This window comes from Pontibacter aydingkolensis, assembly GCF_019443125.1.
GTDB classification, from domain to species: Bacteria; Bacteroidota; Bacteroidia; order Cytophagales; family Hymenobacteraceae; genus Pontibacter; species Pontibacter aydingkolensis.
The window spans coordinates 81,605-89,767 of record NZ_JAHYXK010000018.1; the positions used below are offsets into that span (position 1 = coordinate 81,605).

Annotated in this window: 6 protein-coding genes and 2 pseudogenes; 6 read left to right on the top strand and 2 right to left on the bottom strand. The window is 45.0% G+C overall.

All coding sequences use genetic code 11. The features are described 5' to 3' along the window. Nucleotides 1–244 precede the first annotated feature (244 nt). The 5 genes and pseudogenes from K0O23_RS16910 to K0O23_RS16930 all read left to right on the top strand — a co-directional run. A pseudogene (locus K0O23_RS16910) lies at nucleotides 245–397 on the top strand (ATP-binding protein); the annotation flags it as partial. A gap of 171 nt (nucleotides 398–568) precedes the next feature. Beyond that, on the top strand, nucleotides 569–760 hold the full coding sequence (locus K0O23_RS16915; protein ID WP_219878628.1) for a cold-shock protein: 192 nt from the start codon (nucleotides 569–571) through the stop codon (nucleotides 758–760). Between the two features lie 129 nt (nucleotides 761–889). Beyond that, complete coding sequence (locus K0O23_RS16920; RefSeq protein WP_219878629.1) at nucleotides 890–1,117, top strand: hypothetical protein; 228 nt, start codon at nucleotides 890–892, stop codon at nucleotides 1,115–1,117. A gap of 59 nt (nucleotides 1,118–1,176) precedes the next feature. Then, nucleotides 1,177–1,632 carry a cold-shock protein gene (locus K0O23_RS16925; RefSeq protein WP_219878630.1) on the top strand — a complete coding sequence of 152 codons (456 nt, stop codon included), beginning with the start codon at nucleotides 1,177–1,179 and terminating at the stop codon, nucleotides 1,630–1,632. 904 nt (nucleotides 1,633–2,536) lie between these two features. Next, on the top strand, nucleotides 2,537–3,988 hold the full coding sequence (locus K0O23_RS16930; RefSeq protein WP_219878631.1) for an RtcB family protein: 1,452 nt from the start codon (nucleotides 2,537–2,539) through the stop codon (nucleotides 3,986–3,988). Between the two features lie 538 nt (nucleotides 3,989–4,526). On the opposite strand, the gene K0O23_RS16935 is transcribed toward K0O23_RS16930, so the two are convergent. Further along, nucleotides 4,527–5,939: a S8 family peptidase gene (locus K0O23_RS16935; RefSeq protein ID WP_219878632.1), complete on the bottom strand. Its 1,413-nt coding sequence runs from the start codon at nucleotides 5,937–5,939 to the stop codon at nucleotides 4,527–4,529. Nucleotides 5,940–6,559: 620 nt separating this feature from the next. On the opposite strand from K0O23_RS16935, the gene K0O23_RS16940 reads away from it, so the two are divergent. Beyond that, nucleotides 6,560–8,014, top strand: a complete 1,455-nt coding sequence (locus tag K0O23_RS16940; protein WP_219878633.1) for an alanine/glycine:cation symporter family protein — start codon at nucleotides 6,560–6,562, stop codon at nucleotides 8,012–8,014. 42 nt (nucleotides 8,015–8,056) lie between these two features. Here the strand turns inward: K0O23_RS16940 and K0O23_RS20585 are convergent. After that, a pseudogene (locus K0O23_RS20585) lies at nucleotides 8,057–8,163 on the bottom strand (IS982 family transposase); the annotation flags it as partial.

Consider the following 8,163-nt stretch of genomic DNA (forward strand, 5'->3'; position numbering starts at 1 on the left):
GTTAACCCTACATTGAAGTTTCTGAAATACTGCTTTAAGGCGCTAGTGTGATCACTGATGTCCAATAAATTGACGCAATTAACCCAACAAAGAGTGGATGTATACTTACTCAAACCGCAAGTTTAATATCGGATTAATTCTGGCAACTTTCAACGCCTGGTAACTTATTGTAATAAAGGCAATCGCTGCAGCAACAATACCTGCCATAATAAATACCCAGAATGGTATGTCTAAAGAGGGTCAGGAAAAGGTATTTATTCCTTTCTTCAGCACCAAAAAACAAGGCAGCGGCATTGGACTAAGTTTGTGCAAACAAATCGTGCTGCTACACCGGGGCACCATACAGCTGCAGTCGGCAGAAGGAGAAGGCACTGTTTTTACACTGCGCTCCGGATAAATACATTATGGAACTGAGAACGGCAAAACATGCATTTACAGGCTGCTCAGAAAATAATATCCTGTTTAGAGACTTTAATGCAAGAATTGTAAACTTTTTATTGTATCTTGTAAAAAATAATGAACAAATACACTCCTATATATGTAGTAAGTGTATAATAAACAACATCATATGAATAACGGAACAGTAAAATTCTTCAATGACCTGAAAGGGTTCGGGTTCATCAAAGAAGAAAATTCAGATCAGGAGTACTTTGTACACGTATCTGGCCTGGTTAATGAGATCAGAGAAAATGACAAGGTGACTTTTGACCTTCAGGAAGGTAGAAAAGGACTAAATGCAGTAAATGTAAAACTTGCTTAGTCTGGCGATATAACTCATTTGAAAAAGCCTTACGTACAGTAAGGCTTTTTTATTTGCGCTTTCGAACCTTGCAGTAAATCTGGCATACTGAAACGCTATTTGTAAAATCATTTATTAAAAAAAAGACGGATGAACAGAAAATATCTAGTAGACACAATCACTCGTGAATACCTGTGCGTTGCACTGCAAAAGGGGCAGGAATGGGAGCCTAATAACCAGGACTCGCTGCCAAGCTTCATGGATTCCCGGACCAATAAGGACAACCCTGATTTCGAACTGGTATCTGGAGAGTATAATGACAATTCCTTCTTCGAGAAGTGGATACGTAACGGCACTAATTTCCTTTTCCGCTATTAAAAGGAAAGATTTATCGTATAAGAAATGAATGCCAGTAATTAAAATTTTTAAAGCAAACCATGGGTAGATCGCAAGAAACATTTAGTAAAAAAGAGAAAGAAAAGAAAAGACTTAAGAAAAGGCAGGATAAGGAAGCCAAGAAGGAAGACCGAAAGGCTAACTCCAGCAAAGGCCATGGCTTAGACGATATGCTTGCGTACGTAGACGACAATGGCAATATCACCTCTACTCCACCGGACCCAACCAAGAAAAAGAAAGAGATAAAGCAGGAAGATATCCAGATTGGCGTATCTAAGCAGGAAGAACCGGATCCGGCTGACCTGATCAGAAAAGGAACCGTAACGTTCTTTAATACTTCTAAAGGCTACGGCTTTATCAGAGACCACGACACCCAGGAAAGCATCTTCGTACACCAGAATGGCTTAACATGCCCGATAAAGGAAAACGACAAGGTGACTTTTGAAGTAGAGAAAGGTCAGAAAGGCCTGAATGCTGTTAACGTAAAGGCTGCTTAAAGTCAAAAGTAAACAGGACAACTCCAGAGAACGGTGGCGATGCTTTTTCAGAGTGCTGCCTTGTTATACTTTATATTCCTACCATCACCAACAAAAGGTTCTTACTTCTCAGTAAGCGCCTTTTCTGTTTTTCAGCCTACCCCTGGTGGCTTAAAGCCTTGGTAATAATACCTGAAACTAAAGTATAACAAATGCCTGGGTATAAGAAACAGAAGGCTTAATTGGTACAAAAAAGAAAAGGGCTCCTTTGCAGGAGCCCTTTATATATCATTGAATAGTAATTATCAGTAAAAACTTTTCAACTTTTTAGCCATCTTCTTTTACGGGTATGCTTTTAGCAAGGTTACAGAAAGGTTAAAAATCGGTGTAGTTTTCTTTCTGCTCCTGAATCTTAATTGGTTGGCGCGAATCTCCAGAATCATGTCATATAGTGGTTATAGTCTCTGACGCTACTGAGCCAGAGGCCCACACTATAGCCTGTCACGAGTCGCAGGTGCCGGACTTGCTTCGGGGCGAAGACTTATTATCTTATTCCACAAATTCCGGAAAAGGAGATTATAATTCTTTGTACCGCCAGTTTGAGCGCAGCGGTAAAGGTGGTTGCACATGGAAGTCAGTTTGAAACTGGCGAGGGAAGGATTGTGGAACACGGCTTTACAAACTGGCCTCATATACAGATACAAGTTGTGCTGCCGCTAGACTTGCAACATGTGCCGTTAAATCAGTCTTTAATCTAAAAGATATGGAATAAGATAAGGCGAAGATGCTCTTGCCTGGATGAAAACTCCCTCACTCTCCTCCAGGCAATCCTGAAAATCTAATGCTTATCCTATAAATCCTGATTCTGATGAATTAAACTGTCACCGGCCTATACTTCGTACAATGTATTCTGACATAATACGCTATGAAAAAGAAAAAGACGAAAGAGGCAATTAAAAAACTAACTGCTAAGGATTTGCACAGTATCGGCTTTCCTACTGGCAAACCTACCGGAACTGCCCTGAATATTGTGCATACTTACTTTACCGAACTCGGAAAAAACCATCAGCTGGAACTTGTACAGGACGTGCTTACCGCACCCGATCAATATAAATTGCATGCTACGCTTGGCCCACTGGCACATGCCATACTTAACCACCAGCAAACAGCACCGATAGACTTAAAACCTGACAAGCAGCCCTATACTATTTACGGTGCTGAAGGCATTGAGGAAGGTGCCCTGAAGCAAATGGAAATTGCTATGCGCTTGCCTGTTACAAGGGGTGGTGCCCTTATGCCCGATGCGCACCAGGGATACGGCCTCCCCATTGGCGGAGTACTTGCCGTGGAGAATGCCGTGATACCCTATGGCGTTGGTGTAGACATTGGCTGCCGCATGAGCATGAGCATGAGCATGAGCATTTACAACATACCCACCAGTTACCTCGATAGCAACAGGGTAACCTTAAAGCAGATGCTTTTGGATAATACGCGTTTTGGTTATGCCTCCTTCAAAAAGCCCATGGACCACCCTATTATGGAGCGCCCTGAATTCCATGAGATACCCATTGTGCACGAACTTAAAGACAGAGCCTATAGTCAGTTGGGTACATCAGGGGGTGGCAACCATTTTGTGGAGTTCGGCATTGTAGAAATACAGGACGAGCAGAATGATTTTAACCTGCCCCTTGGGTCTTACCTGGCTGTACTCTCCCACTCTGGCTCGCGTGGACTTGGTGCAAACATTGCCGGCTACTATACTAAGGTGGCCATGGATAGTTGCCGCCTTCCCCAGGAGGCCAAACACCTCGCCTGGCTGGACCTGAACACAGAAGCGGGCCAGGAATACTGGCTTGCCATGAACCTGGCCGGCGACTACGCATCCGCCTGCCATCACCAGATACATGGAAGGCTGGCTGCAGCGCTGGGCGAAAACCCGATCGCCACCATTGAGAACCACCACAACTTTGCTTGGAAAGAGAAAGACTACAGCGGAAAAGAATTTATTGTACACCGTAAAGGGGCCACCCCGGCGGGCAAAGGGGTGCTGGGAATCATACCCGGCTCTATGGCTACCCCTGGCTTTATTGTGCGCGGCAAAGGCGAAGCAGCTTCCATTAACTCCGCCTCGCATGGCGCAGGGCGCGTTATGTCCCGAACGCAGGCAAAGAAAACGCTCCACAAACCGCAGGTACAGCAATTTATACAACAGGCAGGCATAGAAGTAATAGGCTCAGACCTGGACGAGGCACCCATGGTTTACAAAGATATACATCAGGTAATGGCAGCGCAGCAGGATCTAGTAGATGTGGTTGGCACCTTCCATCCCCGCATTGTGCGTATGAACGGTGATGAGAAGTACATGGAGGTTGACTAAAGTATAAAATCCGCTAATCCTGAAGTATACACTTTAAGTATGGCTACTGCAGAACATGCAGAAGTATGGGCACAAAAAAAACGGGATCCCGCCAAGGATCCCGTTTTATATATTGGAAAGGTTAATTAGTAAAATTAATCTTTTCAACTTTTTAGCCACCTATTTATACGGCACAGAGTATAGCTGGGTTGCAGAATCGTAAAAATTTATACAATTTTTTTTATGTTCAGGCTTAAAATATGCTCAAATAGCCAGCATTTGGCCTTTTTTATTTTAAAAAATATTTTAGATAATTTAAAAACAGTACAACTTAACAAGGGCTGTTCTGCTCAAAATACCTCGCGGCGTTCGGGGCCCCGCGAGCATCCGTAGACACGATGCATAAGTATATATAAAGGCTATTACAATCTGCAAAACTTCCACTTTATACTTACCCGATCCAAGAAGCTGTCATCTATACCGAAAATTGAGATGACAATGCAGGCTTAGTCTTACTCAACTTTACATTGTTGTATCCTGTCTTAATCAGATAACTCACTTAATAACTACTTACATTCAATCGGCCTCCAGACACGCATTTACCGGTAAGAGAACTTGTTGCTGTCGCGCTGCTAAGTATAGCGTTCTTGATTGTAGCAGCATTAGCAGACGTGTTGGAGGCCGCATAAAGGGCAACAGCACCTGTTACATGCGGCGTAGCCATAGAGGTACCGCTGTACGAGCCATAATTAGAGGCATCTTTCCGACCTGGCAGCGTTGAATAAATGCCGGAGCCTGGCGCACCGATATCCACTGAAGTAGCACCGTAGTTAGAGAAGCCAGACTTAGCGCCTGAGCTGGTAATGGAAGCCACTGAAATAATGTTAGCATTAGCATAACTGGATGGGTAGTGAGGTGTTTTATCATTATCATCGCCAACACCATCGCGGCCACCATTTCCAGCAGCTGCCACAAACAGGATATTCTCTGCATTTGCACGATTAATGGCTTCATACAAGCCCTGTGAGAAGCCTCCGCCGCCCCAGGAGTTATTCGTAGCAACCAGGTTCAAGCCATGCCGCTTTTTCAAATCAGTGATGTAGTCCACAGACTTGATGGCATTGGCAGTAGTACCGCCGTTACGGCCCAGGAATTTGGCCGTAATCATTTTCACGTTCCATACTACACCTGCAACGCCTGTACCGTTACCACCCTTTGCACCAATTGTACCCGCTACGTGCGTGCCATGGTCATCGTTTGTACCATCATAGGTCGAATTATTATTCCCGTCAAAGTCCCAGCCGTATACATCATCCACATAGCCATTGCCGTCATCGTCAATTCCGTTGCCTGCAATCTCACCCGGGTTTGTCCAGATGTTGGCCTGCAGGTCTGCATGGGCGTGCATCACGCCCTCATCAATAATGCCGATTACAACTGTAGGTGAACCAACATGGTTGCCAGCCCAGGCTGCACTGGCATGGCTGCCGTACTGGTTGGCAGGCGAGGAAGAACCTCCGTACATACCCCACAGCGAGCCATTGGTATAGTATGGATCGTTAGAAGTGGCATGATGGCGGTAAATGAAATTGGGTTCTGCGTATTCTATTTCTGCTGCTCCCCTTAGTTTGCCAATAGCCTCCAGTGCAGCCATAGGAGTATGAACCAGCAACAAACCTTCCTTATCACCGAATCGCTCCATGGTCCTGGTCAGAATAACTTCCTGCACTCTACCGCTTACGCGCGACAAGGCTCTGGCCCTGACATCACCAGAGGTACCTGCCTTAAACTTAACCAGCACCTGGTTGGCCACATGCTCATGCCCCTGCGCCGCAGACGCCTCAGACTCCTGCACATGCGAAAGGCTGCCATCCTCTAACAATTCCTCTTTCTCACAACCTGTAAGAAAAGAAATTGAAAAAGCCGCTATAGTTAATGCAGTTTTACCTGTTTTAATGTTTAAAATTTTCATGTGTTGATTTAAAAAGGAAATGAGTTACTCCCGGGCAGAATATACCCGAATGCGATCAGCATAAAGTATAGCTCTCATATCAATACTGTAACACAGCATACCCGAGAGAACAGGGAAGGTATTTATAGACGAACAAAAATTAGATTGGTTACCTTTTATTGCTATTATTTTGTACGATTACAGGTTAAATGAGATTTACGTTTTACCCTGTCTTTTTGCAGCCGAAAGTACACAATGCTATACTTTACAAATCGCGCTTAAAAAAATCTCTGCATATCCTTCAAAACTTATTATCCAGACAGAATCAGCATCACAAAAGACCTTGCGGTGTCCGGTGGTCCCGCGAGCGTCTGCCTTGTATAGGCTGTAGCTCCATCGCAAAATCGCTGAGAGGTGTTTTAAGTAGCAATTGCAGTAATTTTATTGTTACAGCCTACAATCGGACTGGTTCAGCATAAAAGGCAGATAAACTTGTTGATTATCAATAATTAACCATAATTTGAATGGGCTTTATACTTTATCGAAAAGCTTCCCTTTGGGCCAAAATTGCTGCAATTCCCGAAAAATAAGTTTATCTTAAAGTTCATTTAAATTTCAGGATCCCTGCCAAAAAGCAAAACATGGAAAACATTATCAGTTGGGTTAACAATATTATCTGGAGCGATGCGCTTATTATACTTTGCCTCGGGGCAGGGGTTTATTTTTCAGTTGTTACAAAGTTCCTGCAGGTGCGCTACCTCCGCGAGATGCTCCGTTTGCTGTTTAAGGGGCAGGCCTCCAAAAAAGGTATCAGTTCTTTTCAGGCATTTACGGTTGCAATTGCCGGGCGCGTAGGCACAGGTAACATAGCCGGCGTGGCCACAGCCATAGCCATGGGTGGACCAGGTGCTGTGTTCTGGATGTGGGTGATCGCCTTCCTGGGCAGTGCGTCTGCCTTCATAGAAGCTACCCTGGGCCAGATCTATAAAGAGGTAAAGAATGGCGAGTACCGGGGCGGGCCGGCTTTCTATATCGAAAAAGGCTTAGGGGTAAAGTGGTATGCAGTTGTTTTTGCTGTCGCTACTATTATAAGTATGGCTTTGTTTTTACCGGGTGTTCAAAGCAACAGCATTGCCTCCAGCGTTTACACGGCTTTTAATATACCCGTAGCTTACACGGGTGCAGCCGTGTGCGTTTTTCTGGCGCTGATCATTTTTGGTGGCGTAAAACGAATCGGTAAAGTGGCTGAAGTAGCTGTTCCGTTCATGGCCGGCGCTTATATTCTTATGACCATTATCATCATCGCCGTTAACATTACAGAAGTACCTGCGGTTGTCAGCCTTATCTTCCGCTCCGCCTTCAATATTGAGCCAGCTTTTGCCGGTGTGTTCGGTATGGCCATTTCGTGGGGTGTAAAGCGGGGCATCTACTCCAACGAGGCCGGCCAGGGTACTGCGCCACATGCGGCTGCGGCTGCAGAAGTAAGCCACCCGGCCAAGCAGGGCCTCGTACAGGCATTCTCTGTTTACGTGGATACATTGTTTGTTTGTACAGCAACAGCCTTCATGATTTTGTTTACGGGACAGTATAATGTGGTAAACCCGGAAGGCGGCTTTCTCGTGGAAAACCTGCCGGGAGTGGCCTTTGGGCCAGAGTATACACAGATGGCCGTAAACACCTATTTTCCTTCTCTGGGTGCAGGCTTTGTGGCTATATCGTTGCTATTATTCGCCTTTACCACCATTATGGCCTACTACTATATCGCAGAAACCAACCTGAGCTACCTGAATAAAAAAGGGAACAGATGGATGATCTGGGCACTGCGCTTGCTCATACTTGCCGCTACCTTCTACGGTTCTGTTAAAACTGCAGAGTCTGCCTGGATGCTGGGTGATATTGGCGTAGGCATAATGGCCTGGCTGAACGTAATAGCTATTATACTACTGCGCAAACCGGCACTTCGGGCACTCAAAGATTACCAGTCCCAGCGCAAGGCTGGCCTTGATCCGGTATTCAGCGCGAAGAAACTGGGAATTAAAAATGCAGCGCAATGGGACAAGAACGAGGAAGTAGATAAAGAACTGCAGGCGGTCTAGTTTTACCATACCTATATTTAGATAAATAACTCAAGTTGCGAGCTACTCAATTACTTGAGCTAGCGTGTAGGCGAAGATAAAGAGGATTAGCTTTAGGATGAATCCTTCGGCTGTGACGGCATGGATCTTCCTGGGGAAGAAGCCGGTGA

What these genes read in the sequence shown, in the direction of transcription:
- K0O23_RS16915 (WP_219878628.1), top strand. Translation starts at nt 569, where the DNA reads ATGAATAACGGAACAGTAAAATTCTTCAATGACCTGAAAGGGTTCGGG.
- K0O23_RS16940 (WP_219878633.1), top strand. Translation starts at nt 6,560, where the DNA reads ATGGAAAACATTATCAGTTGGGTTAACAATATTATCTGGAGCGATGCG.
- K0O23_RS16925 (WP_219878630.1), top strand. Translation starts at nt 1,177, where the DNA reads ATGGGTAGATCGCAAGAAACATTTAGTAAAAAAGAGAAAGAAAAGAAA.
- K0O23_RS16930 (WP_219878631.1), top strand. Translation starts at nt 2,537, where the DNA reads ATGAAAAAGAAAAAGACGAAAGAGGCAATTAAAAAACTAACTGCTAAG.
- K0O23_RS16920 (WP_219878629.1), top strand. Translation starts at nt 890, where the DNA reads ATGAACAGAAAATATCTAGTAGACACAATCACTCGTGAATACCTGTGC.
- K0O23_RS16935 (WP_219878632.1), bottom strand. Translation starts at nt 5,939, where the DNA reads ATGAAAATTTTAAACATTAAAACAGGTAAAACTGCATTAACTATAGCG.